The sequence below is a fragment of the Bacillus cereus group sp. BfR-BA-01492 genome, assembly GCF_022662815.1.
GTDB classification, from domain to species: Bacteria; Bacillota; Bacilli; order Bacillales; family Bacillaceae_G; genus Bacillus_A; species Bacillus_A cereus_BD.
Map to the genome: position 1 here is coordinate 52,576 of NZ_JAKUEH010000006.1, position 25,035 is coordinate 77,610.

Below are 25,035 nucleotides of genomic sequence, written 5' to 3' on the forward strand. Positions count from 1 at the left end.
ACAGCTTTTCATACTTGATTATTTTAGTTTTTTGAACGTGATGATATTCCTAAACATTTTATTTGTTTCCATTGAATAGAAATCTTCTATTTATTTCAAAAAGAACGAGATAGCATCTCTTTTTTAAATTTCATTATTTCATCTACTGCTTTTTGATAACCTCCTGCTTTCCGTAAACTTAACCCTACTGTTCTACTTCCCTCTTTATAAACTTTATTATTAAGGAGATGGCTTACCGCCTTTTGCAATGCAGCTGGTGTAATATTTTGATAATCTAAAACAATACCAGCATTTAATTCTTCAACCCGTTTTGCTACAAGGGGTTGATCATTTGTAATTGGTAACACAAGAAGTGGTGTATCATAATAAAGCCCTTCATTCACGCTGTTCATACCGCCATGTGTAATAAATACATTCGTATATTGTAAGACTTCTAGTTGTGGAACGTAAGGACGCACAATAAAATGAGATGGAATATTTGTAAGTTTCGTCATATCCGTGTCCTTACCAACAGAAATTACAACTACTCCATCAAATTCTTCTAAAGCACGGAAACATGTGTTATATAGTTCGATCTGTTGATTCAGCTCCGTTCCCATTGACAAGTAAATTACTTCTTTTCCTATCAGCTTATTAAACGGAAATTCCACTCTCTCCTCACGCGCAATGATAGAAGGACCTATAAACTTCACATTACTATGAAATTGCTCTGCATGTGGTTGGAAATATTCAGAAGTAAAAACGAATGTCATAGCACTCTCATAATAAAAAAGTTGTTCCAGAGAAGTAATTTGCAGTCTATAGCGATTACTGATTCTATCTAAAATCTTTTGACATTCCTTATATAAAGCTGAATCTGTATCTACTTTACTTTTTCGGGCAGATAATTCCGCAAACATCTCTTTGCTGATTGCAAATGTTGTACAAGAAGCTATCGTTGGTAATTGCAGGATTTCAGCTAAAATTCTCCCTAACAAAAAATGTTGGTCGTAAATGATATAATCAAACTTTTCACAGTTCATCTCTTCCAAAAGAAAAGGAAGCGCCTTTTCAGTTGCATTTAAGAACCTATATATCATTTGCACTGGATTAAACATATCCTTCATTCTGTTTTGCAAACGGATTTCCTTCAAATAATTCTTATAATTCCGGAATTCAACGCCAGTATTTTGCAATTTAGAACGATATTCTTCCTCACAATAGTAAATAACCTCTTCTCCTCTATTCACAAGTTCTTTGACAAGACCTATTGTCGGGTTAATATGACCTTCTGCTGGGAAATTTATTACAAGTACTTTTGACATCAAAATCACTCCATTTTCTATACATTTTCATTAGAGTAGATTTCTAGTTGTCACTTACTATTTTTTAATGAAAAGCCTGATTTATGCATAGCAACTGAGGTGAATGTTACAATTTCATCGACAGCTCGTCTATATCCACCTGCCGCGTGTAAAGACTCCCCTATTTTACGACTTTTCTCTCTAAAACTTTTATTATCTAGTATCATTTCTACCGCTTCACGTAATATTTCAGGGGTTATATTTGTACGATCCAACTGAATTCCTGCTCCTAATTCTTCGACTCGTTTTGCTACAAAAGGTTGATCCCCCATAACGGGAATGACAACAAGTGGAACTCCATAATATAACGCTTCACTAGAACTATTCATTCCTCCATGTGTAATAAAAACATCTGCATGTTGTAATATTTCTAATTGTGGTACATAGTTATATACATGAAAATTCGCTGGAATTTCTTCCAATTGACTGATATTTATTTTCTTCCCTACTACTAACACCACAGTTACATTTAAATCTCGAAATGCTTTGAAACATGTTTCATATAGTTCTGGTTGTTGGTTAAAAATCGTTCCCATCGAAATAAAAAGGACTGGCTTCTTTTTTGAAAATTTGAGTGGAAAGCTTTCCACATCTTTACGCGGTGCGATTGAAGATCCAACAAATTTATATGATTCATCAAATGTATGAGAGTAAGGTTGATATTGTTTTGATGTATAGACAATCGTAATATCTCCTGGATGATTCATAATATCCAATAAGTCATTGCATTTTACTCCATATTTTTCTTCCCATTTTTTCATACCTAATATACAAGACTGATAGAGCGGAGAACTTTCGTCTATTTGTCTACGTTCATTTTTATCATGAAGAGAGGTTTCTTTATTAAAAGCAAAAGTTGTACAAGAAGAAATTTTTGGGACCTGCAAGATTTTCGCCAAAATGTATCCAACTGCAAAATGATTATCATAAATTAAATAATCATATTGTTCTTCTTTTATTTCCTCTAGAATATTATCTACAATACGATCAGTAGCTTCAATCATCTTTGCCAACATCTCTAGAGGGCTATTCCCTTGTTTTATTCGCTCCATAATATTGATTTCAGGAAGAAAATTTTCATATATTCGAAATTCAACACCTGTCGTTTCAATTTTATTTCGATACTCTTCAATACAATACGAAACAACTTTTTCGCCTCTTTTTATTAATTCACTTAGCACTGCCAATGTCGGGTTAATATGCCCTTCTCCCGGAAAATGAATTACAAGAACTTTCGCCATCATATTCTCCTTTCTTAACTATTAACAGAGTTAACTTAATAATTAATATTATTAATGATTTGTCATTTATTATATATGATAATCTATTAACTTTTTATATATTCAAACCACTTTTATTATTGAGAAATATTTTTATAATCATACTCTTTTTCATTTTACATATCATTTTTCAACATTATATTCTTTATATGTCTCTAATTTCCTATTCAACACAATTTATAAATTCCTTATCATATCCTTGCTAATCATACAAAAAAATTGAAAAATATTATTTAGATAATTCCTATAGAAATAGAGAAAATGATATAATTCCCCCCAATCCCCTCCTTCAAAATTGCAAAACAACATTCTTATTTACTATTCTTATAGAGTGGAATGTATACTCGAACACTAGGAACAAAGATCTTCATTATTTAGCGTCTTATTTCAATTATGCTATATAATGAATGTATGAATATGCAAAGAAAGGAGCGTTTTTTATGTTTCAAAAACTATTTTCTTCACCTATTCTATCTATAAATACATTGGACCCAGGTTATGAAGATCATGCAAGTGATGTCTGGCTCATACAAACAAAAGAGGAAGAAGTCATCGTTCGTTCTTCTAAAATGACATCAGAACCTAACAATGATTTTTGGTGGGGATGTAAATACTTATTTGGAATTGATCCAAGAAACGTGCATGCTCTTGAAATTATACATACATTATTGCAAAAACATACTACGCTCCCTATTCCAAAAATATTACAGAAACATAGATTCGAACGGGAATATGTTGTTGTTGAAAAATTAAGCGGTCAAGTGCTCGACTCATTTATCGGCCAACCGGATTCTCTCTTATATAGCCTTGGAAAAGGATTAGCACAAATTCATCAATATACAGCAAATTATATTGGGAATCCAACTGAAACTTTTAAAATTCGGCTCAATCAATTTTACAAACACATTGAAAAGGTAAGTCAGCAACTCGTAGAAAAATTTCATTCTCATAACCCCAAAATATGTAATACATTAAAAAACTTTCAAACTCAGCTTCATGCTCTTCCAACACCGAAAGAAGCAACTCTTGTTTTAATTGATATGGACCCCACTCAATTTTTAACAGACGGTTCTAGAATTACTGGTTTAGTAGATACCGAAGCTTACGCTATTGCCCCGAGAGAATTTGATTTTATTGGATTAGAATACGTATTTACAGAAAAAGAAGCTCGTACTTTTCAAAAAGGTTACGAAACAATCATGCCCATTCCTGATTTAAAGCAGTGCAGAACACCATATCGATACTTATATCGATTATTATCCGTTCAAGGGAATAGTGATTTAGATGAATGGTTACAACATCCTTCTTATTTTTAATTGTTGTAGATTACAACAGTTTTCGCTCTAATATACATATTGATTTTTTAAAATGAAAAAGGACTAAATTGCATTGCTACAATTCAGTCCTTTTTCTTAATTATTTTTTCTTAATATATTCACAACCGCAGTTGTTTCACGATTTTCTTTATAAACGCGTGGAATTCTTCGATCTAACATACACGTCACTTCATAGTTAATTGTATCTAATAAATCCGCAACTTCCTCAACCGGAATTTCTTCATCTCCTTGTTTTCCGTAGAAAACTACTTCATCACCTACACGTACAGGCATCGCCTTTGTAACATCAAGCATTAATTGGTCCATACATACACGTCCAAGAACAGGTACACGAATACCATTGATTAATGCATGACCTTTATTTGATAACTGACGATTGTAACCATCCGCATAACCAATCGGAACGGTTGCAATCCATTCTTCACCCGTTGTCATATACGTATTCCCATAACTCACACCACGATTTTTTTTCGCATGTTTAATATGAGCTACTTTCGACTTTAACGATAATGCTGGCTGCAAAGATACAACTGTATGATCTACATCTCTTGAAGGATACATACCGTAAATCCCAATCCCAACGCGAACCATATTTTGAAACGTATTGCTAAGTTCCATTGATCCTGCACTATTGGAACTATGAATATAAGGGATTTGCATCCCTAGTTCTTTCGCCGTATTCACTGCTTTCTCAAATAACTTCGTCTGCATATTCGTATATGTTTTATCTAATTCATCAGCTGTAGAGTAATGCGTAAACATTCCGTCTACTTCTATATGATTCATCTTTTGTAATTCTTTTAAAAAAGGAGCAACTTCCTCCTCTTGTAAACCGATACGACTCATGCCAGTATCAATCTTCACATGAACACGCGCTTTCGTTTGAAGCTGTTTCGCAATTTCATTTATACTTGATAATTCTTCTATTCTATATACTGTCATCATAATATCATATTCGATTGCATCTTGAGCAGCTTCTACGGGTGTATATCCTAAAACTAAAATTGGAACTGTCACGCCAGCTTCGCGTAGCTCAATTCCTTCATCCACAAATGCAACAGCAAGTTGCTGAACACCTGCTTCAATCGCTGCTTTTGCAACTTCCACTGCTCCATGTCCATATGCATTTGCTTTTACAGCTGCCATCATCGTGATATTTTCATTATGAATTCTCTTTTTAAATTCTTTCACATTATGTTTAATAGCATCTAAATTGACTTCAACAATTGTATTTCTTCCATATCTCGAACTCATTGGTCTAAACTCCTAACTCAATAATTGCTTTCGATTCTATTTCTCGTTTCATACGACCTTTTACAATATAATACTTTTCATTTTCCTAGTCAAACTACTAGAATCTTCAGAATTTTAAGTATGATATAATACTCTCAGAAAACTATTATATACGGAGATGAGAAGAATTACAATGTTTGTTCAAGCTGCTTTACATCAATTAAAAATTGCGATTCATACATCTATCAAAATGCTGAATCCACTCACTGAATCGGATTTAAACATAAAACCAATTCAACATAAGCGATCGTTATTTGAAATGTACGCTCACCTTTCTCTTATTTGTCATGCAGATTTACTCATTTTAAATGAGACTCCACAAGAGGAATTACATACTTTTTATCGTAAACATACACCAAAAACCATTCATGAAATACAGCAAACGATGCTTCAGGGATATGATCTTCTTTCTGAAACGTTTCTATCTTATTCACACGAAGAGTTGGCTCATATAACAACTGCATATTGGGGTGTTTCTTATTCTCGATTCGAATGGTTACTTGAAATCATTGCACACGTTTATCATCATCGGGCTCAAATTCACATGTTAGTAACCGAGCATATTCAAGATTCTTCAGTTGCTTTGTTCGAGTAAATTTCCTACTCGTATAAAGCAACTATAGAATCTTTTTCCTATTCTTATCAAGCTCTTATTTCTAGATGACTTGTATCATTCATAAAGTGAACCATTCTTTGCTTTCCTGTCAATTCAAGCAAACTGATTCCCGTATCCCCCATTTTAAAGTAATACTCTTTATTTATTGGCATTTGAAAAAAAGCACTCAATATACAAGTGATTACTCCACCATGGGCTACAATCGCAATTCTTTCATGGTTATTTTCCGTTATAATCTTTGAAAATATCGCCTCAATTCTCATGCGAAACTCTATAAAAGATTCTCCATTTTCAAAGCGATCATAAAGATATTTTGGCTCTGGATATTTTTTTGCTTCTTCAAAAGACATACCAGCCTGTCCACCGTTATTAAACTCCATTAATTCTTCTTCAAATTTCACTGGACATCCAACTGCTTCTGCCAAAGTTTCCGCGGTTTCCTTAGCTCTTTTCAATGTACTAGCCCATATGTAATCTGGAGGAAATTCACTTTTTACTTTTTGGACTAACTTTGCAACTTGCTCTCTTCCTTTCTCCGTTAGTTCAAAGTCTGCTCGTCCCTCATGTACATGTAAAATATCTGCTTCTGATTCCCCATGCCGTATTAATAGTATTTGCATCATGATCCCATCCTTTTTTCAATATTTCCAAAATAAAACTCTACCATGTTTACTCTTTCACTTCAAACCAAAAAAGAGAAATGGAAATCCATTTCTCTTTCTTCTTATTATTGCTCTTTTGGCGCGTCAGAAGAAGGCAATGTCTTTGCTTGTTTTTCTTTAAAGATTTCTCCGATTGCCCCAAGAGTTCCAAGTGTTTCAATTGCATTTGAAGGGATAAATACTTTATTAGCTGGTCCTTTTGCTACTTCAGCTAATGATTCAAACGATTTATACGCAAGGATACGTTCATCTAGATTAGCTTCTCGTATGAATTGAATTCGATTTTGTTCCGCTTTTGCGATGATTTCAATCGCTTTCGCTTCCCCTTGCGCCTCTAGTTCTTTCGCTTCTCTTACGCCTTCCGCTTCTCGAATCCGCGCTTCCTTATCCCCTTCAGCCATTAATATTTTACTTTGTTTTTCCCCTTCTGCTCGAAGTACTTTATCTTGTCTCGCAGCTTCTGCTTCTAAAATAATAGCACGCTTATTACGCTCTGCTTTCATTTGTTTTTCCATTGCTGCTTGCACATCTTTTGGAGGGTTAATATCAACTACCTCTACACGTTCGATACGGACGCCCCATTTTTCTGTTGCTTCATCAAGAGCTAGGCGAATTTCTGTTGAAATTTTCTCACGTCCTGATAAGGTTTCATCCAGTTCCATTTTCCCAATGATTTGACGCATTGTTGCAGATGTAATATTGCGAACACCGTATTCATAATTTGAAATACCATATGTTGCAAGTTCTGGTTCAACAATTTGATAAAAGATAATCGTATCGATTTCTACTTGTACGTTATCACGTGTAATTACTTTTTGCGGCGGTACATTCGTTTGTTGAATACGTAAATCATGATAAACACGAACACGATCAACAATTGGAATGATAAGGTTTAATCCAGGATTTAGAACACACCGGAATTTACCAAATCTTTCAACGACTCCAACCTTTTGCTGCGGAATAATTTTAATTGTTAACGCGATAAATATAATGACAATTAATGCAAAAATAATCGTTAATGTTAATGCTACCATTCTTATTCACTCTCCTTTTTCACATGTAAAACTGTACTATTCCTCTTTATAACAATGACTTTCTCCCCAATTGAAATAGGCACATCAGAAATAGCAGTCCAAGTGTCTCCATCTACTTTCACAATTCCATTCTCTTCATTTGTAATCGCCTTCGTAATAATCCCCTTTTTCCCCTCAAGTTTATCAACAGTATCAGTAAATCCTTTTGCTTCTCGAAAATTTTTAGAAATTCTCTTTGTAAAGAAAGTCAATGTCAAACTTACCATTGCCCCTACAACAACTTGTAGAAATAATGCTTCTGGAGCAAACAGTGCAATAAGACCTCCAACAACCGCTCCTATCCCAATCCAAAGCATATAAAAAGTAATGGATAACATCTCAGCGATAAATAAAATTCCAGCTATAATAAACCAAACAACCCATGCGGCCATATACAACCCTCGCCTTCTATTCTATTTTCTATATGTATATGAAAAAAAGAATGGTTTATCCTCTATTCACAGGCAGTAATTCTCATTCCTAAATATTCAAGAAAAATAAATCATTTCTTCCATTCATAATGCTCCATACTGAATATAAACAACCATTAGCTGATAGCTATTATACTATTCACTGTTACAATAAGTTATCATTAAAATGTTATATTAATATATTCTTCATTATACATGAAAAATCCTTGTATAAAAGTTACAAAAAATATAATTCTTTCGAAATTTTCGTTTACAAATTAAAATGAATATAAAAATAATTATTTATAGGAGGTTACCCCATTGTGTAAGCAGCCATCGCCCTTTTATTGGATATCTAAAATGTGCATGACCCTGGCTGATGTTGTTTATATTATGATTCTAACTACTCATTTGTATATAACAACAAAATCTGCTACTATCACAGCCCTATTTCCATTACTACAAGTTATTGTAAACTTGATTGCAAATGCTTCTGCACCACTTCTCATCAATCGTTTCTCATCTTACTCTCTGCTCTTTAGATTCCAATGGATAAAAACGGTCTTTCTCATTCTCTTAACACTTCTATTCCCAATTATATCATCAAATATTATTGCTCTTTTGGCATTTATTACTTTTATTTCGTTTTGTACAGGATGGAGTTCTCCTCTGCTATACACTGTTATTCCACGATTAACACAGCAAGAAAGACTAGTAAAAGTAAATAGTATCTTTTCTTTTTCAACACAAATTGTACAAGCAGCAGCTTATTCTTTTACAAGTATGATTGTCCTTATCATCGGAGCAACGCCTACACTAATAATTAACAATATGTTCATGATTTGTGGATGTATTACACTGTATTTTTCTTTGCACTCTATACAAATTGAAAAAACTGCTAAAAATTCCAGCGCTCATTCTATCTCTGCATTACTTGAAGGATGGAAACTTTTATTTCAACATCCATCTCTTCGCACAATTACATATATGGATTTAATCGAAACATTGGCTGGAACCGTTTGGATGGGAGCTATTACAATGGCCTATGTAACAACTGTTCTTCATAAAGGCGAAGAATGGTGGGGATATATTAATACAAGCTATTATATTGGAACATTATTAGGCGGCCTCTTAGCATGGCGAATCAGTTCCTATATTCAGCTTCATTTAATACGCTCAATGGCTATTGGATCTCTTATATTCAGTGTACTTACTTTCTTATATGGCATAACAAGCCATGGATTTATCGCACTAGCTCTCTGCCTTCTCATGGGACCTGCCTATCAAATTCGCGATATTTCTCAAATGACCGTTCTACAATCAAGTGTACCTTCAGCCTTATTATCCAAAATTTATACAGCTCATGGCACACTCATTTCTAGTGCTTCTGGACTTTCCATACTAAGTGTCGGAATCATTACGGATATGTTTGGGGTTCGGACAATCTATATCCTAGCGGCTTTCCTTATTTTATGTTCTGCTTGCCTTTCTTTTATATTATTAAAGTATATAAAAATACGTGAAAAGGATCTTTCTTTTCAATCCGACCTTTAAACTTTTCAAAATAAATAAAAAACCGCCTTAGATGAATACACTTCACCTAAGGCGGTTTTCATTTTACATACATCCCTTCAAGCAAGCGATAAATAAATTCATCTTGCTTTCCTATTAATGCAGGACATCTTCCGATATCAACCCATTCATAGCAAAATGTTATGTTTTCGTTTTCTTTAATTACTATATGTTCCCATATATCCTTCACTCCCGTTAACAATGACATATGAAAAAAGTGATGTTTTTCGTACTCCTGGTTTTCCTTCACATAGATCATATAGTCATCGATAAAACGCTCAATATACAAATGACGTAGTCCTGTTTCTTCCATTACTTTACGTAATATAGCAGCTTCCAAACTTTCTTCCGGCCTTACTATACCACCAGGAATTTGTATCCTCTCTTTTGGCATATCACGATGTTTAGAAACAAGCAACTGCATAACTCCTTCTTTTTCCCTTGTAATATATGCATATACTTTCTTCTTATATAGCATGGCCATTTCATCTTCTCCCCTCACTATATTACTTCATCGCTTCTTCTAAGGTGAGGTTATTTTCATATAAATATGTAGCTTGCGGGTTTCCTACATACCGTACATGCCAAGGTTCATAACGATACCCTGTAATTCCTTCTTTTTCTTTTGTATATCTAATAACAAACCCAAATTTATGGGCATTTTTAGCGAGCCATTTCCCCTCTTTTGTTTCTCCGAAGACAGATTCTAACTGAAATTTTGCAGATTGCGATGTAATATCCATTGCAAGACCTGTTTGGTGCTCACTCGTTCCTGGAACTGCACTAGACATCGCCGTTTTCGCTTCTCCATCTTGTATTTTATACATTGTATTTAACGCCTTTTGTCGATCAAACGATCTAAATCCAGAAGCTGCAAATAGAAATATCCGCTCCTTGTCTCCTTGCTGAAACATTTTCTCCAGCGCTACAGCTGCTTCTTTCCGCATCTTTTTTTTCTCTTGATTTCCTTCACTTAAGAAACGTACTTTCGGAATAACTAAATCTTGCGGCTTATAGTGATCTGGTAACCGCCTACTCTTATTTACAAGTACAAGGATAGAATTCGCATTATTGACAACTGCGATATTTCCTTCCACCTTTGAAATTGTTTCTTCAGATTTCGGAAACATTACAGTCGCATTAACTTCTTGCGCTTGCCTTTTTTTATACATTTTGTAATTGATACCCGATACTCCAACGATAACTACAACTACTATAACACCTAGTAGGATCCATCTTTTTTTCATAAAACGACCTCTTATTTTAATAATTTAGCCATGCAATACTCATCGACACACTTTCCATTAATAATAAGAGAAGCTTTTTTTAATCCTTCCTGTTCAAATCCTACTTTCTTATAAAGTGCCTTTGCTCTTGTATTGTGGGCCATTACTGTTAGCTCTAAACGCCATACATCATGTAATCTTGCCCATTTTTCTATCTCTTTAAACAAAGCTGTTCCTATACCGCCATAAAATCCCACTGACAATTGTTGCGACATGCTTTTTTCGTTGGACATCCATACCATTCACTACAATGAAGCCTATTATTTATTCTTCATGCGTCGCTACAAGTATTGTAGAATTGTTATTGTTTATAAATCGTTCGATCATTTTTTGTTGCTGCATTATTGTCATCTTCCGTTCTCCTGGTTCAAATAGCATAAAAGCAGTTTCTTCATCTAACTTCTTCCCCAACTGTAAAAACGATGCTGCATCTTCTACTCGGATTTCTCGAATCATCTCTATCATCCCGTTCATTTTATTCTGCAAAAAAAAACGTTTATAGAGAAAATTTCGATATTTCATAAAGAAATTCCTGTCTGTTTCCTTTTGAAGAAAGAGACAAATTTCGATATTAATATAGTGAAATTTACGTCGATTTGATGAACTTCTTATTTATTTCTAAAAGAAAAAAGACGCGAGACTGTATGCTCCCGTCTATCCATTTACCTTCTCTGCTTGCCAAAAATATTCGCTAAATGCCTTCGCAAGCGCATCAATAGAACGATTTAATTCGTCAGCTGTATTATCTACACCACCTACTTCAATTAAAAGCGCCTGTCCCGATAAATCTTGATTGTAGACACCATTCCCTGTTTGAAATCCTTTTTGAATAACGCCTCGACTTACTCCTGGATATTTTTTATTAATGGCCTCATGCAGTGCAGTCGCTAATTGTAAATTTTTTGCGTAATTTTTATTTCCTTTTCCGATAACAAAAGCAAGCTTTGCATACGATTTATCTCCAATCGCCTTTGTCGTTACGTTTTTCCGAGCACTGTCTCGGTGCAAGTCAAAAAAGTATTGCAATTCTTTATTACGTGCCATCGCTTCCTGTACAATTTCACGTGATTCTTTATATGAACTATTGCTATTTAGACCTTTACTAATTAGTCTTTTCCCGACATCTGTTTTATCCTCAATTGCTCCTATTCCCTCGTTTTCTAATTGCTCACGAAGCCGTTCACCTAGTATTGAAATATTTGTAACCGAACTTGTCGCCTTATCTGGATTTGGATCATTTGTTAAATTTAGTAACGGTAAAAATGATTCCCAGCTATGCGTATGATATATAAAAGCAACCTTTCGTTCTCCCGTTGTTTGATCCGGTTGTTTCTTTTCTGCATTTGAATCTTTCTTCTGAACTTGTCCTGCTTCACCAGTCCGTTCTTTCACAACTTCTTCAAGCGGAACACTCGACTCGATTGGAAGATTAGAATAGTTTGTTCCTTCCCCTGCAATAACAATTTCTGTATCATACTTTCCAAAACCCGGAAGTTCTTTCCCAACAAAGCTTCGGACATCGTCGAATCGAATATTGGTGGCTACAGAAAATAAAAATGATGAAATAGAAAAATCTTGATTTAAATTACGATACTCCTGTGTAAAGTAATGATTTTCCTTTCCAATTACATACATATATCCGTTCATTGACAGCTCATTTAACCAATTATATAAATAGGTTGACTTTGTTTCTTTCAACAAAGTAACTACCATTCCGATTAGAAAAAAAGTCGCCAACAGTGTACTAATCGTAAATAAAATTAGCTTTCGAACACTTGTGAAATTCACATAAAAAAAGCCTCGATTCATAATATCACCCTCTCTATTTCAACTTATGTACAAGCTTTATAGAATAGACCGCCTAAATTTGGGCAATATTGTATGAGAGGTGAAATGAATTGAAGTTAATTATCGGTATAGTTCCCATTGTTTTGTCAGGTGTGTTTTTATTATTTGCAGCACACCCTAAAGTCCGTGTTTTCTTAGATATTTGTGCATACCTTTCATTATATATACTTGGTATACTAACCGCTTTTAACATTTATGATGTTGTACTGCACGACTTAGTATTTATGACAACCATTCACGGGATCTTGTTGAATCCACTCTTTCTCATCACCGGAGCTTATATTGGAGTGTATTCTTTATATCTCCTTATTTATAAACTAGTAACCAATTTAAGAAGGACATAATACTTATGTTTAATGGAGTGTAAAAAAAGCGACCAACTTTTATATGTCATAAATGCCCGAAAAAAATCGTCAGAAAGCAAGATCTTCTTACCACAATGCTCTACGTACGCATCTACTTCTTTCACAATACTTGTTTTAGCCAACAATTTTTCTTTTCTCGTTTTATCCCTATAAATACGGTATTAGGATTATATTTCACTTGGTATACCCTCGCTGTAGGGATTATTTTAACCATAACTGAGCCATCAGTTATTTGGATCTTCTTTTTAGTACCTACTCTATCCCGTTTCATGTCTTACTATTATATTGAACGTCACTTTTTGAGATAACGATTAGACTGTTTCTTTGGAATACTTAAACACTCCCACTCTTTTTCTTTCAGCAATTTTCCAACATAAATCATTTGTCCGATATGTGATGAATAATGAACAATCTGTCTCTCAATCGCTTGCATAACACTATGCGCTTCCCCCCGAATATGCACAACCTTTAAAAGGTCTTGCGGAGTTAATAATTGCAGCGCTTGAAAAACATACTCCCATCCTACTTTCCACGCTATTAGTGCTTCTGCTTTTGAAGCATAGCCCCCTTCGAATTCACCATCACGATTTCGATCTAACTTTTCACCATCTGTCGTTAAAAAATCTGTCCATCTTGAGCGCATATTTCCATGTAAATGTTTGATTATAGTCGCAATACTATTTGCCTCTTCATGAGGTTTCCAACTTATTTGTTCATATGATAACTGTGAGAGCGTCTGGTCTCCTTGCTTTTGCATTGCCTTAAAGTTTTGAATTGCACATTTTAAATAGCCTTTTCCAACATCCATTCTTAGTCCTCTCCCCTATTAACGAATTGGTGTTCCATTAGGGATGTCTATATCTGGCTACAGTAAGGTTCTATCTCCTTGCTCTAGTACTCCAGCACAAGCACTTCTGCTTTTTTTATCGTTCCCACACGTACATTTCATTGTAAAAAATCCAAAACCAACTGTTTTTTCACTTCTTCCAACCTAATATTTAGACAAAATATATGAATTTCCTCTAAAAAAAGAAAGATGCCTAGGCACCTTTCTTTTGTAACTTATTTGATTCGTTTGGTCTATATAAAAAGTAACCAATAATTCCACCAATACATGATGGCAGTAACCAACCAATTCCTTCCTTATATAAAGGGAGCATTTCTAGCACATTTGTTACGGCCTCAAACTTAATATTTGCACTTTCTAAACCGTTAAATAGACTAATAACGAGTGCCCCTAAAATTGCACCGATATATATTGTATTTCGCTGTCCAATCCATTTATGAAAATAAGACAGTACAATTAGTACGATTGCGACAGGATAAATAATCATCAATACTGGTAATGTTACAGCAATAAGCTGTGTTAGCCCTAAATTTGATACAACTAAACTAAACACACATACCATTGTTACAATCATTCTATGTGATAATTTTGGGAATAATTTTGTAAAAAATCCCGCACACGCTGATGTAAGTCCAACTGAAGTTGTTAAACAAGCCAGTGTAATAACAAGGCCTAATAGTATTTTGCCACTCGTTCCATATAACTCATTTACAACTTTCGTTAAAATAAGACCTCCATTATCAGAAACGCCAAGTGATGTACTTGTCGAACCAAGATAAGCAAGAGATAAATAAATTAACGTTAAACCGAATACAGCAATAATTCCAGAAGTAATCGTTGTTTTTGCAATTTGATTACTTTCTGTTACCCCTTTTGAACGTATAACTTGCACCACAACAATTCCAAATACAAGTGCACTAATAGCATCCATCGTTAAATAACCTTGAATAAATCCACCAAAAAATGCATGATCTTTATATACATCTAATGGTGCAGTGAGTTCCCCAATCGGATCAATAATCGCTTTACCAACAATAACAGCAACAATAAGCACCAATAGTGGCGTAAGAAATCTTCCAAACCAATCAATCAATTTCGATGGATTCAAAGATAAATACCAAGTTGCCCCAAAGAAAACGGCTGTATAAAGAAATAAAATATACCACTCTGATACAAGACCTTCTGTTAGAAAGGGCTTCATTCCCATTTCAAAGGAAACGGCCCCTGTGCGAGGAATTGCAAAAAATGGCCCAATTGCCAAATAACTAACTAGCGGAAAAATAAAAGCAAATATAGGGTGCACTCTAGAGGATAACGCTTTCAAGTCCCCCCCTACAAAAGCTACAGCGGTTACTGCTAATAGAGGAAGGCCGACTCCTGTCACTAGGAATCCAATTGTAGCAACCCAAACATTTTCTCCAGCTTGTTGACCTAACACGGGTGGAAAAATTAAATTTCCTGCTCCTAAAAATAATGCGAATAGCATTAAACCAATCGCTACTGTATCTCCTGACCTTAATCTTCCCTTCATCTCTTTCATTTGCATAGCATCTTTTATTGTTTTTTTCTCTTTCACAAATATGCTACGCATCCTCCTCTCTGCTCGTGATGATAATAAACTTTACCTCTTTATAGAACAATGTCTTTCTGTAATTTCCCCACTTTTCCTTTTTATTACTCCCATTAATAAAGTGAGACTTTAATCAGTGAGTTTTTTTCATCCCCACTAATTATGAACTCTCACCAATCGGACTGTTACTGCTCTAAAACAGCGGTATAATTTTGATTTTTTAGAATTTTTTAACCATTATGACGTTATAAAAAAAGAAATAAGTCAGACCTCTTTATATTTACCACACATATAGTAACATATTTAGTCGAAAAATAGAAATATATTTTTATAAAGAATTTTAAAAATAAAAAAATAATATATACAACTTTTTTATTCATTCTTCCACAAAAGGATTTAGCAAACGAGGTCCCTTTTCCACTTATTTCATAAAACAATTATGCAAAATAAATATATACTCTCCAAAATATTTTTCCATCAAAAAGAAAAGTTGAGAAAGCTCCACCTTCCCTTCGTTTAGAGGAGAGACCTTCTCAGTTAAGGTAATCAAACAACTATCTGTAGTACTATTCAATGATCTCGACTTCATGTGGATTATTCATTTTCTCTACATATACAACACGAAATCCGTAATCTTCTAGGTCCTTTAATAAAGGATTTAGTTCTTCTGCCTGAAATTCTTCACCAAGTGTAAACATAATTCTACGGACTAATAACGCATTATTATCAAATGTCATTAAACTTTGAATGCCACTATATTTTTTTAAGACGGTAGATAGTTTCTGAATTGCACCGTTATAGTCTTGTGTTCCTATCATGATAGAATATTTGCTAGAATGAATTCCCCAAGCATCTTCTAACAGTTCAAATACTTTTTTATGCGTTAAAATTCCTAGGAATGTCCCTTTTTCATCAATCACTGATAAGAATGGCAGCTTCTTAATTGAAAAAAATACTTGAAAGAAAGAAGAATCTTCTTTTACGTATCCATCTTTGTCGTTTAATAATTCTGATAATTTATTTTCTAACGATCCTTTGTATTCTAAAATATCGACTTTATATATATTTCCTAAAAATTTTTCCTTCTTTTCATCTAAAACCGGGACACAACGATAGCCCGTTTTATTTAAGTGATCTAACGCTTCACCTATTGTAAATGAAATCGTACAATATAAAACCTCTTTTTTCGGTACATAATTTCCTTTTATTCTCATAAAAAGCCTCCTTATGCTAAAATACTTTCTGTGTCATAACTATATTATATTTTTAGAAAAAAAGAAATTATTTATTTTATTTTTCTGAAAATTATTCACATTTCTGTCATAATTTCTTCATAAAATCAATTATCAATCTTTTACATGTTGCTCCTACCTCCTTTATTTCTCTCTGAATCTTACTGCCTAAAAATAGCAGGATAAACTTATAGATTATACCCATATGTAAAGAAAAAGATATTGTAACTTCTTCAAAAAAGCGCTAAAATAACAATAAGAATTTTCTGAATTTTCAAAGAGTAGGTGAATTTTATGACTTCTTTAGTCCGATCTTACATGTTTCGCTTTTTGATTGGATTTCTTATCGTTCTTATGATAAGTCCGCTCCCCACGTTATTATTAACTCATGAAAGTTCTTATTTTAAAAGCTTATTTATGATTTTTTATCATTTTGTCCATTTCCCTTCGATTTCTATCCCTATGATTGACTGGATGCATGAATCCATTCTTTTTTCACCTCAGCTAATTATGAATGCAGAAACTACATTGTATACTTCAGAGCACTCTACACCTTTGTTTCCTTACATATGGAAAGTGTATTTTTTCTCACTGACGCACTTTATATTTACGTTAGCAATCGGTTTTTCAATTAGTTTCATAATAGGTTGTATCTTTTTAAAAATTCCAAAATCGATTAAAAAATATGCCTCATTATTATACTGGATACCTTATTCGTTGAGCGTTGTTATATTACAATGTATAGTGATTTTATTTTCACTCTACATGGCAAAATATATAACAATCCCTTTCTTCTCTTCTATACTAATTGTTCTTAGTACAGCTATGATTATTGTTATGCAAGCAATAAAAAAATGGATTCCTTTTTTAAGTCATGCAGAAACACATGAAATTCACACCTCTTCCTTTCTTATGAATACATTATTTACCGCTCTTATTTCTAATCATAAATCAATTTTAAGCTCTATTATTGTTTCATTTTGTTTCATGGAGTGTATTTTTCATACAAATGGTTTATTACAATTTATGATTCAATTTGGAGGAGCTTCACCAACTATAGTTGCAATTTGTCTGCTCCTTCTTTATATTCCGTATATTATTCTTTCTTTTCTCCAATCTCTTTGGAGAACAAAGGATACAAAACATACAACATCCCCTGTAACTAGAACAATGTTAAAATAATGTGAAGCTTTAATCAGCGGGGATTTTCTTCATCACCTACTGATTATGTCCCCTCACCAATCGGACTGTTATTGCCCTAAAATAGCGGAATAAAATGAAACAATCAGGTTTCATCTACAAACAGCGAAAACAGCTCCTTTCTCCTTCCATTTTCAAACATGCAAATGGAAGGTTATTCTCTATAAATTAGGATAAAATAACAAAAAATGATTAACGATTAGCAAAACATGTCAATTTTTGCGTATTTTCTTTGACTATTATTTTCGTTTCGATTTATTATAAAAGTATAACATACTTGCAGGAGGTGACATCTTTATTCCATTTCGGAGTAAGGAACACACTTGGACATATTAAATATTTTTCTCGTTATTTTACTTATTCTCATCTCAGGCTTTTTCGTTGCCTCTGAATTCGCAGTTGTAAAAGTACGAAAAAGCCGAATTGATCAACTTGCAAACGAAGGAAATAAACAAGCCTTAGCTGCTAGAAGCGTTGTTTCAAATTTAGATGTATATTTATCAGCCTGTCAGCTTGGCATCACGATCACTTCTTTAGGACTTGGTTGGCTTGGTGAACCAACTGTAGAGCATTTACTGCATCCTGTATTTGAAAAAATAAATATTACTGGTCCAATGGCTAATACACTATCTTTTATTATGGCCTTTAGTATTATCACCTTTTTTCATGTTGTATTGGGTGAACTTGTACCAAAATCTTTCGCTATTCAAAAAGCCGAAACAATTACTTTAATGTTTGCTAAACCACTTATTTGGTTTGACAAAATTATGTACCCTTTCATTTGGCTATTAAATCGTACAGCCTTATTTTTCACAAAACTATTTGGCTTACAACCGGCAAAAGAAAATGAGCTTGCTCATTCTGAAGAAGAATTACGACTTATTTTAGGCGAAAGCTTTAAAAGTGGAGAAATTAATCAAACGGAATATAAATATGTAAATAATATTTTTGAATTTGATGATCGTGTTGCAAAAGAAATCATGGTTCCACGAACAGAAATGGTTTGTCTCTCTACTGAAAATACATTAGAAGAAAATATGGAGACTGTTGCCTCCGAGAAGTATACACGCTATCCAATTATTGAAAAAGATAAAGATGATATCATCGGAATGATTAATACAAAAGAAATTTTCCATGATCAAACAAAGGGGATTCATAAGCCTTTAGAATCCTATATCCATCCTGTGTTAACAGTCTTTGAAACGGTTCCAATCCGCAAAACATTAATTCATCTTCAAAAAAATCGTGTGCAAATGGCCATTGTAATGGATGAATATGGTGGAACAGCTGGATTGTTAACAATGGAAGATATTATTGAAGAGATTATTGGAGAAATACAAGATGAATTTGATGATGATGAATCACCAATGATTGAGAAAAGAACCCCTAAACTCACTGTTTTAGATGGAAAAGTTCTCATTTCTGAAGTGAATGACATGTTTGGCTTACATATTGATGATAGCGATTTGGATACAATCGGTGGTTGGTTGCTTTCTCAAGCAGTTGATTTAAATATTGAACCTGGATATTCAGTTGAATATGATGGATTTCAATTTAAAGCTTTAGATCTTGACGGCCATCAAATTAAAAAAATTGCTGTACATAAATTAGATACTATAAAGGAGCAGTAAAGTGACTGTTATATTAACTCTTTGTATCATTGCATGTTTCATCATTTCATTTATTGCGTTTATCTATCCGATTATTCCAGGCATACTTGCTTTATGGGCTGGATATTTTATTTATTATTTTGGGATAAATGGTGGTGAGTTAACCACTTCCTTTTGGGCCATTCAAATTGTATTTACGATTATCATTTTCATTGCTGACTTTATTGCTAATGGATATTTCTTAAAAAAATACGGAAGCACGAAGTGGAGCGAACGTGTTGGCATGGTGTCTATCATCGTAGGTTCTTTTTTCTTCCCGCCGTTTGGTCTTATTATCATCCCATTTCTATCGGTATTTATAACGGAACTAATCCATAAAAAGACGCCAAAGGAAGCTTTCATGGTTGGAATTGCAACCGTTATTGGTTTTTTAAGTAGTACAGTAGCAAAAGCTATTTTACAAATCATTATGATCATCATATTCATTTGTTATATTCTTTTCTAACCATCTCTTTTTAGAGATGGTTTTTTATATGCAACACCAACGTAGCTATTTTCATATCTTTTCTGTTATTTTTTAATTAAAAAAGCTTCCCTATAAATAGAGGAAGCTCTACTATATAAATCAGACAAACTTATTTCTTTTCTTTTGAATCTGAAGATTGTGTACCTCCACTCGTTTCCTTATCTTTCTTTTCATCTTGTTGTGTTGTTGTTTCCTCATCTTTCTTTTTTTCTTCCCCATTACTACAACCTACCATAAATAAAGAGCTCGCAAGTGCCATAGCAGTTAAAGATTTAACCCATTTATTCATTTGCTTATCCTCCTTTTGATAGAATATGTACAATCTCATATTACTTCCTATTTTTAAAGCTAATATTAGAAAACAGTAAATATATAGTAAATGTTTGTAAATTTTAAAATAAAAAAGCGAATATTTTTTCTTTTGAAATACTTTCCTCTATAATGAAGGTATTATAAGCAAAGAAAGGTGGATACAGATGGAACTTGGATTATCTGGTAAAACAGCATTGGTTGTAGCTTCTAGTCAAGGCTTAGGAAGAGCAATTAGTACAGCGCTTGTAAAAGAAGGAACAAATGTTATGTTGCTCAGCCGTAATAAAGAAAGTTTAATCTCATTGCAAAAAGAATTAACTGCTCTTAACAGAGGAAAAGTTATGTATACAGTTTGTGATATTACAAACAAAGAAAATATTAAAGAAGCGGTAAAGTATACAGGAGACACTTTTGGTACAATTGATATTTTAGTCAACAATGCTGGTGGTCCTAAACCTGGTACATTTGAGCAACTAACCGATGAGGACTGGTACCATTCATTTGAGCTAAACTTATTAAGCTATGTACGCATGATTCGTGAAGTTCTTCCATATATGAAAGAACGTGGTGGAAAAATTATTAATATCGCATCTTCTTCTATAAAAGAACCGATTCCTGGATTATTGCTGTCAAATACGTTCCGTACTGGTATTACAGGGCTGTCAAAAACTTTAGCCGCAGAACTTGCTCCCTATCATATTTTAATTAATACAATTGCCCCAGGTCGTATTGCTACCGATCGCGTTGCTTCTTTAGATGAAATCGCTGCTGAAAAGCGCGGCATTACAGTGGAAGAAGTTCAAAAACAGTATGAATCTATTATTCCTCTCGGAAGATATGGTCAACCTGTAGAATTTGCTACGTTTGCTACATTCCTTGTCTCTGAGGCAAATTCATATATGACAGGACAATCTTTTCTCGTTGATGGTGGCATGGTGAAAAGTTTATAAGGTGGAAGGGGTTTTATTGCAAAAAGACGGTGTGAGCCGTCTTTTTATGCAAACTTCTCATTCATAAATACCTGCCCAATGCTATACTCTTGCTTCACTACATATTGCCAAACACAAAATGCATAACGATTCATTTTCACAAAGCATTTTTCTAAAAAAGCACGAAACTCAGGATTAGCAACCTCTACAGCTACTTGCGCAAAACATAATGCTAATTTTTTCAAATGCAAAATATATGAAATCGCAATTCCTATATCTCCTGTACTAATCCTTTCTATCTCTATATGATTTTGGATACGCGGAGATATTAATTGCTCACAAATCATCTGCTGCACATTCTCTCCTTCTTGAAAATTCACCTGTTCATTATACGCTTGTAACATATACGGTAAATGTTGCTGAAGTATATCTTTTAATTCTTCATCTTGGATTTCATTCATGTACTCTCCCATATTATATATAAGGGAATAGCTATAACTCATTAGCTCCTCTATACAATTCATTGAATCGCTCCCTTCGCTTTTATATACTATAAATATGGCGCAAAAACATTCGCTATTCTTGCTATAAACCAATCCCAACTACTAATTTTCTCAAAATCCTTCTCATGAAGACGTTTTGAGCTATGAAAGTCTTCATCAAGTTTCCTCTTTACTTTATCAACAACAGCTTTATCATATATAAAACATTCCGACTCCGTATTGAGATAAAAACTTCGATTATCAAAGTTAGCTGTCCCGACATCAACACTCATATCATCAACAATTGTCACTTTTCCATGAAAAAAACCATTTTGATACTGATAAATTTCTGCTCCCTCATCAAATATCTTCTTTAAATATGGATAGGCAGCTTGTTTAAGAAAAAGAGCATCGCTTTTTAAAGGAACGAGAATCTTCACTTTCACTCCTCGATTTAATGCTTCTTGTAATCCTTTCATCATTTCCTTACTCGGAATAAAATACGGGGTTGCAATTACTAATGATTTCTTAGCACGTCCAATAAATGTACCATATTCATTCCATAACCCTTTTCCATCTGAAAATACATATTGATATGGTGCGTTACTTTCTATTTTCGGTCCTTTATATAAAGAAAGCTCTTCACCAGTATCAGCTTGCCAGTCTTTTGCAAACTGTTTCTCCATATCAACTGCCCCATCTCCTTCAATACGCATCTGATAATCACGCCAATTTCCAAACTTAGGGTTTTGACCGAGATATTCCTTTCCTATATTAAATCCTCCAATATAAGCTACATTTCCATCTATCGCAACAATACGCCGATGATTTCGTTGATGGAGAGTGAAAAAGAAATGTTTAAATGTAGGTCTTTTACTAAAAGTAAATTTGACCCCTTTTTTTCGTAAGTGTTCGATTACTTTTTTCTTCATTTTATAGCCACCAATACGATCTACCGACAGCTTCACATCTACACCATTTTCAGCTTTTCTCTCTAACAGATGTAAAAATTTTTGACTTATTTTATCTTTGCCCACAATATAAAAGTGAATATATACATACTTTTCTGCACGCTCTATATCATCAAATAATTTTTGATATAAATCATTTCCATTTGTATATACTTGAAAATTACCGTAATGTATGTTTGATATTTTATGTTCAGTAATCATTTTTTTCCCCATTTCTACATCGATATTCATCCATACACCTATGAGACATAATATAAAAAATATAAAGTGCTTCACGGATAAAGTCCTTTCTTCATAAAATGAAACTTGAATCATGAGTGATTATGAGCCCTCACCAATCGGACTGTTACAGACAGGAAGGCTTCCACCTATTTTCCTTGCTTCTCTCTGAATCTTGAGGCAGAGTCTTCCTGCCCTAAAAGAGCGGGATAAACTTTCCTGCTTATATCTTTCCTTTTTCAGCTCATTAACATACAACAAAAAAAATCTTTTCCTATATGATATATGTCCCTGTCAAATAAATAAAAAATGACATATTGTATGTTGTACCTTAAAATAAAGGAGGAAGTAACAATGGGTTTTGCATGTGGTAATGGCTTTGCGTTACTAGTCGTATTATTTATCCTCTTAATTATCGTCGGCGCTGCTTGTTTCTGCTAATGAGCACCTCACGATACGCAGATGAAAAAACTATAAAAGCGGGCACCTAAAATAGGTGTCCGCTTTTCATTTCGTACATATATGTGTTATAAGTTTAATAATGTCGCAATTTTTTTACTCTCAGCTTTGCGAATATGACGCTGATTTGCACGTAAAACAGCAATTTCATACAGTTTTTTCTCCGCCTCTGTCTCTGGAATCACGCGAGGGACAGGAACCGGCTTATTCTCTTTTCCAAGTGCAACAAATGTAACAAATGATGTTGCCGCGATACGCTGATTACCCGAAATTAAATCTTCCGCTACAACTTTCACAAACACTTCCATCGAGGTGCGCCCTGTCCAAATAACAAATGATTCATAACTTACACAATCTGTAGAACGGACTGGATGTAAAAAATCTACCCAATCCATCGATGCAGTTACACATTCCATCCTTGAATGCCTTGTTGCTGAAATGGATGCAATCATATCCATTTCAGCTAATATTTTACCTCCAAACAACGTATTATGATCATTTAAATCCGTTGGAAATACCCGGCTCGTTTTAAAAACTCTTGATTCATTCACTGTTTTTCCCTTTACTTCTCCCATTTCCTTCACCTCTTTAATCATTGGTTTACATAAAAATAGTAATCTTTCTATTTTTTCTAATATGATAGATATTACACTAGGTGAACTACATATTATATATTAACAATTTTTAGAACTTTATGTCTATTAAAAAAGAACCGATTGTTATCAATCGGCTCCTCTAAATACATATTGTTCTTTTGGCTGTTCCACTTTATTCCACTTCGTTACCTCTAATACTGGAATATTCGCACGGAATGGTTGATAAAATTCAGTTGAAATTGTTCCCTCAACTTGAATCCAATCATCATTTTTCCATTCTACTCCTTCTGGCTTTTTAACTAACATACCATACACACCGGAATCAGCAACACAATGAATAATTCCAAATCGGAATAAGAAATATTGTTCTTTCTTTGAAGAATCATCACGGAACACAAATCCTTTAAATGAAAGAGTCTTATCTGTAAATTCACCTGGATAATTATAAATTGTTTCCATTCCTTTTAAGAAATCCTCATCCTTTAAAGTAATATGATTTTTTGTAACATATTCTTTTTTCCCTTTCTCCATTACACCACGATATCCTTCTTTTCCGTAGTAAATGCTCGTATCAGGCTTTAAAAATTGCCTTGTCATAAATGGATCTTTACTATCAGCTTGTACAACAGGAAAATGAAATCCTTTCGTTTTAACAATATCTGAATCTAATGTTGCAATTGGAAAAAAGAGCCCTGAAATAATAGGAAAACAAAATAATGTATATGAAAACATTCGTTTCCACCATGTATTTTCATCTTTCGAATGGTCATGTCCGCAGTGGCTATGATTACAACTACAATCATGCTGTTGTTTTTCTTTTTGATGTTCTTTTTGAAACGTAACCACAATTTGCACAAATGTTAAAAAACCAAAAATAATAGCTGCTGTTGTAGATAAATACGCGTACTTCATATTAATATACTTTGTTATATTACCTGAAATATGAAGCTGTGCAATTAAAATTGTAAATCCAAGTAAAATATACGCTCGAAACATA

The 25,035-nt window shown here is 33.7% G+C and carries 27 protein-coding genes and 1 pseudogene; 10 read left to right on the forward strand and 18 right to left on the reverse strand.

Translation table 11 applies throughout. From position 1 onward, the window contains the following. Positions 1 to 95 precede the first annotated feature (95 nt). Both MR063_RS09780 and MR063_RS09785 read right to left on the reverse strand, forming a co-directional pair. On the reverse strand, positions 96 to 1,304 hold the full coding sequence (locus MR063_RS09780; RefSeq protein ID WP_242197050.1) for a macrolide family glycosyltransferase: 1,209 nt from the start codon (positions 1,302 to 1,304) through the stop codon (positions 96 to 98). Positions 1,305 to 1,354: 50 nt separating this feature from the next. After that, positions 1,355 to 2,584 carry a macrolide family glycosyltransferase gene (locus MR063_RS09785; RefSeq protein ID WP_242197053.1) on the reverse strand — a complete coding sequence of 410 codons (1,230 nt, stop codon included), beginning with the start codon at positions 2,582 to 2,584 and terminating at the stop codon, positions 1,355 to 1,357. A 479-nt stretch (positions 2,585 to 3,063) separates the two neighbouring features. Here MR063_RS09785 and MR063_RS09790 point away from each other — a divergent pair, with 479 nt between their 5' ends. Continuing rightward, positions 3,064 to 3,939, forward strand: a complete 876-nt coding sequence (locus MR063_RS09790; protein WP_242197055.1) for a phosphotransferase — start codon at positions 3,064 to 3,066, stop codon at positions 3,937 to 3,939. Between the two features lie 96 nt (positions 3,940 to 4,035). Here MR063_RS09790 and alr read toward each other — a convergent pair whose 3' ends face one another. After that, on the reverse strand, positions 4,036 to 5,214 hold the full coding sequence (gene alr, locus MR063_RS09795; RefSeq protein ID WP_242197059.1) for an alanine racemase: 1,179 nt from the start codon (positions 5,212 to 5,214) through the stop codon (positions 4,036 to 4,038). Between the two features lie 172 nt (positions 5,215 to 5,386). Between alr and MR063_RS09800 the strand changes: the two genes are divergently transcribed. Continuing rightward, entirely contained in the window at positions 5,387 to 5,848 is a 462-nt protein-coding gene (locus MR063_RS09800; RefSeq protein ID WP_242197062.1) for a DinB family protein, read from the forward strand. A 47-nt stretch (positions 5,849 to 5,895) separates the two neighbouring features. Here the strand turns inward: MR063_RS09800 and MR063_RS09805 are convergent, their stop codons facing one another. The 3 genes from MR063_RS09805 to MR063_RS09815 form a co-directional block, all read right to left on the reverse strand. After that, a complete protein-coding gene (locus tag MR063_RS09805) occupies positions 5,896 to 6,489 on the reverse strand; it encodes a histidine phosphatase family protein (RefSeq protein ID WP_242197065.1) in 594 nt (197 codons plus the stop codon). Between the two features lie 107 nt (positions 6,490 to 6,596). Then, positions 6,597 to 7,565: an SPFH domain-containing protein gene (locus tag MR063_RS09810; protein ID WP_242197068.1), complete on the reverse strand. Its 969-nt coding sequence runs from the start codon at positions 7,563 to 7,565 to the stop codon at positions 6,597 to 6,599. A 2-nt stretch (positions 7,566 to 7,567) separates the two neighbouring features. After that, positions 7,568 to 7,996, reverse strand: coding sequence for an NfeD family protein (locus MR063_RS09815; RefSeq protein ID WP_242197071.1), 429 nt, complete (start codon positions 7,994 to 7,996; stop codon positions 7,568 to 7,570). A gap of 378 nt (positions 7,997 to 8,374) precedes the next feature. On the opposite strand from MR063_RS09815, the gene MR063_RS09820 reads away from it, so the two are divergent. After that, positions 8,375 to 9,568: an MFS transporter gene (locus MR063_RS09820; protein WP_242197385.1), complete on the forward strand. Its 1,194-nt coding sequence runs from the start codon at positions 8,375 to 8,377 to the stop codon at positions 9,566 to 9,568. Between the two features lie 58 nt (positions 9,569 to 9,626). Here the strand turns inward: MR063_RS09820 and MR063_RS09825 are convergent, their stop codons facing one another. The 4 genes and pseudogenes from MR063_RS09825 to spoIIP form a co-directional block, all read right to left on the reverse strand. Next, positions 9,627 to 10,070 (reverse strand): NUDIX domain-containing protein, encoded by a 444-nt coding sequence (locus tag MR063_RS09825; RefSeq protein ID WP_242197074.1) that lies wholly within the window; start codon positions 10,068 to 10,070, stop codon positions 9,627 to 9,629. Between the two features lie 22 nt (positions 10,071 to 10,092). Continuing rightward, positions 10,093 to 10,833: a M15 family metallopeptidase gene (locus tag MR063_RS09830; protein WP_242197079.1), complete on the reverse strand. Its 741-nt coding sequence runs from the start codon at positions 10,831 to 10,833 to the stop codon at positions 10,093 to 10,095. 11 nt (positions 10,834 to 10,844) lie between these two features. After that, positions 10,845 to 11,328, reverse strand: a pseudogene (locus MR063_RS09835) (GNAT family N-acetyltransferase). Positions 11,329 to 11,526: 198 nt separating this feature from the next. Next, the gene (gene spoIIP, locus MR063_RS09840) at positions 11,527 to 12,681 is read right to left on the reverse strand and encodes a stage II sporulation protein P (protein ID WP_242197082.1); all 1,155 of its coding nucleotides are present in this window, start codon (positions 12,679 to 12,681) and stop codon (positions 11,527 to 11,529) included. An 89-nt stretch (positions 12,682 to 12,770) separates the two neighbouring features. On the opposite strand from spoIIP, the gene MR063_RS09845 reads away from it, so the two are divergent. Beyond that, positions 12,771 to 13,064: a hypothetical protein gene (locus MR063_RS09845; RefSeq protein WP_242197085.1), complete on the forward strand. Its 294-nt coding sequence runs from the start codon at positions 12,771 to 12,773 to the stop codon at positions 13,062 to 13,064. 41 nt (positions 13,065 to 13,105) lie between these two features. After that, positions 13,106 to 13,393: a permease gene (locus MR063_RS09850; RefSeq protein ID WP_242197388.1), complete on the forward strand. Its 288-nt coding sequence runs from the start codon at positions 13,106 to 13,108 to the stop codon at positions 13,391 to 13,393. Here MR063_RS09850 and MR063_RS09855 read toward each other — a convergent pair. From MR063_RS09855 to cbpA, 3 genes are all read right to left on the reverse strand, one after another. Then, positions 13,378 to 13,893 carry a DUF1572 family protein gene (locus MR063_RS09855; protein ID WP_242197088.1) on the reverse strand — a complete coding sequence of 172 codons (516 nt, stop codon included), beginning with the start codon at positions 13,891 to 13,893 and terminating at the stop codon, positions 13,378 to 13,380. The genes MR063_RS09850 and MR063_RS09855 overlap by 16 nt on opposite strands. Before the next feature lie 232 nt (positions 13,894 to 14,125). Further along, entirely contained in the window at positions 14,126 to 15,463 is a 1,338-nt protein-coding gene (brnQ4, locus tag MR063_RS09860) for a branched-chain amino acid transport system II carrier protein BrnQ4 (protein WP_396021831.1), read from the reverse strand. Positions 15,464 to 16,068: 605 nt separating this feature from the next. Then, a complete protein-coding gene (gene cbpA, locus MR063_RS09865; protein ID WP_242197093.1) occupies positions 16,069 to 16,716 on the reverse strand; it encodes a cyclic di-AMP binding protein CbpA in 648 nt (215 codons plus the stop codon). Between the two features lie 312 nt (positions 16,717 to 17,028). Between cbpA and MR063_RS09870 the strand changes: the two genes are divergently transcribed. From MR063_RS09870 to MR063_RS09880, 3 genes are all read left to right on the forward strand, one after another. Then, entirely contained in the window at positions 17,029 to 17,916 is an 888-nt protein-coding gene (locus tag MR063_RS09870) for a hypothetical protein (protein ID WP_242197096.1), read from the forward strand. Between the two features lie 341 nt (positions 17,917 to 18,257). Next, on the forward strand, positions 18,258 to 19,565 hold the full coding sequence (locus MR063_RS09875; protein ID WP_242197099.1) for a hemolysin family protein: 1,308 nt from the start codon (positions 18,258 to 18,260) through the stop codon (positions 19,563 to 19,565). Position 19,566: 1 nt separating this feature from the next. Further along, complete coding sequence (locus tag MR063_RS09880; RefSeq protein WP_242197101.1) at positions 19,567 to 20,049, forward strand: DUF456 domain-containing protein; 483 nt, start codon at positions 19,567 to 19,569, stop codon at positions 20,047 to 20,049. 130 nt (positions 20,050 to 20,179) lie between these two features. Here the strand turns inward: MR063_RS09880 and MR063_RS09885 are convergent, their stop codons facing one another. Beyond that, entirely contained in the window at positions 20,180 to 20,359 is a 180-nt protein-coding gene (locus MR063_RS09885) for a hypothetical protein (protein WP_242197103.1), read from the reverse strand. A 187-nt stretch (positions 20,360 to 20,546) separates the two neighbouring features. Here MR063_RS09885 and MR063_RS09890 point away from each other — a divergent pair, with 187 nt between their 5' ends. Continuing rightward, positions 20,547 to 21,332, forward strand: coding sequence for an SDR family oxidoreductase (locus MR063_RS09890; protein WP_242197106.1), 786 nt, complete (start codon positions 20,547 to 20,549; stop codon positions 21,330 to 21,332). A gap of 44 nt (positions 21,333 to 21,376) precedes the next feature. On the opposite strand, the gene MR063_RS09895 is transcribed toward MR063_RS09890, so the two are convergent. Then, positions 21,377 to 21,835 (reverse strand): spore coat protein, encoded by a 459-nt coding sequence (locus tag MR063_RS09895; protein ID WP_242197109.1) that lies wholly within the window; start codon positions 21,833 to 21,835, stop codon positions 21,377 to 21,379. Between the two features lie 26 nt (positions 21,836 to 21,861). After that, positions 21,862 to 23,040, reverse strand: a complete 1,179-nt coding sequence (cls, locus tag MR063_RS09900; RefSeq protein ID WP_242197394.1) for a cardiolipin synthase — start codon at positions 23,038 to 23,040, stop codon at positions 21,862 to 21,864. Between the two features lie 297 nt (positions 23,041 to 23,337). On the opposite strand from cls, the gene MR063_RS09905 reads away from it, so the two are divergent. After that, entirely contained in the window at positions 23,338 to 23,424 is an 87-nt protein-coding gene (locus tag MR063_RS09905) for a YjcZ family sporulation protein (RefSeq protein ID WP_081428364.1), read from the forward strand. A gap of 86 nt (positions 23,425 to 23,510) precedes the next feature. Here the strand turns inward: MR063_RS09905 and MR063_RS09910 are convergent, their stop codons facing one another. After that, positions 23,511 to 24,017, reverse strand: coding sequence for an acyl-CoA thioesterase (locus tag MR063_RS09910; protein WP_242197112.1), 507 nt, complete (start codon positions 24,015 to 24,017; stop codon positions 23,511 to 23,513). Between the two features lie 147 nt (positions 24,018 to 24,164). Further along, complete coding sequence (locus tag MR063_RS09915) at positions 24,165 to 25,034, reverse strand: TIGR03943 family putative permease subunit (protein WP_242197116.1); 870 nt, start codon at positions 25,032 to 25,034, stop codon at positions 24,165 to 24,167. Position 25,035 lies beyond the last annotated feature (1 nt).